The 1,076-nt window shown below is 55.0% G+C and carries 2 protein-coding genes; both read left to right on the top strand.

Features of this window, described 5'->3' with window-relative positions; translation table 11 throughout:
• The first annotated feature begins 67 nt into the window (after positions 1–67).
• Positions 68–313, top strand: a complete 246-nt coding sequence (locus AAFX91_RS41885) for a hypothetical protein (RefSeq protein WP_394570374.1) — start codon at positions 68–70, stop codon at positions 311–313.
• Positions 314–323: 10 nt separating this feature from the next.
• Positions 324–854, top strand: a complete 531-nt coding sequence (locus AAFX91_RS41890; RefSeq protein ID WP_394570375.1) for a hypothetical protein — start codon at positions 324–326, stop codon at positions 852–854.
• Positions 855–1,076 lie beyond the last annotated feature (222 nt).

The raw sequence follows: 1,076 nt of genomic DNA on the forward strand, positions 1-1,076 counted from the left end.
CACTTTGGCGTAGAGCTCACCAGGCCGCCGCCCAGCGCGCGCACTTCAAAACAAAAAGACAACTGTAATGCTAGACCCTTCGCTGGAAGTGTCGCTGAAGTTCGCCAGCGGCACTGAGGGAAGCCTGAGCCTCAATACCATTCTCACAACGCTCAAAGAGAAAACCACGGATCCAGCGACCTTGGCGGCGATTGGATTGGTGGTGCTCAGCTGGTTCGGAACAGACATTCGCCAGTACATAATGACGCAGAGCCTCGACGCAGCTTTCAAAACCGAAAAGAAACTTTCACCCGAAGGAGATCGAGCAAATTAGCCAAGCCGTCATGAAGGCGCTTGAGGGGAAAGTCGCTGAACGGAATGTGCAGCAGGTCTATCGGGAATTGGAAAAGGATCCGGCGGTGAAGGGTGTGGGCGCAACGCGCGAGCCGGGCACCAAACCTGCCATGATCGTGCCTAGGTCGGAGTTTCCGCGGCACATTGCCTCACTTGAAGAGGAAACCATCGCGGAAAAGCGCACACGCGAAGAGCCTGAGCGAGTGACGCTAATCAGCCCGGTGCTTTTGCCTGGGGATCGCCGTTGGCGCTTCTCATCTCATGAAGGCGAGTTTGGCGCCCCCATCAAAGATGAAACGTTCTTGAACGATGTGCTTCACGGAAGACATCCGATAGTTATGCGCACAGGCATTGAAATGGATGTGATCCTCCAAACGAAGGAGGAAAAAGAGAATGGAGTATGGGTGGTGAAGGAGAGGAACGTGTTGAAGGTGATCAATACGTCGCCAGCTCCAACGCAGCAGGTGCTAGGGCTTCCGAAAGCGGCGATAAAGCCCGACGACGACCAAGGTGAGGACTAGCAAAGCGGTAAGCCACGCGACCGGCCTGCCCAAGTGATCCCGCAAATAACTCAGCAAGAACCACGCGATGGCACCCGCGATAGCGAGCTCTAAAAGTTTGAGCACTTGGTTCCCGAGCAGCGCCATGACCTGTTTGCAATACCAAAACTAGTGGTCTATCACAGTGATTTTGACTCTTTGGGGGTGGCTGGATAGGCGCGGCCGAGTTTGGCGCGAGCTTTG

Source organism: Bradyrhizobium sp. 31Argb (genome assembly GCF_043638955.1).
Lineage (GTDB): Bacteria > Pseudomonadota > Alphaproteobacteria > Rhizobiales > Xanthobacteraceae > Bradyrhizobium.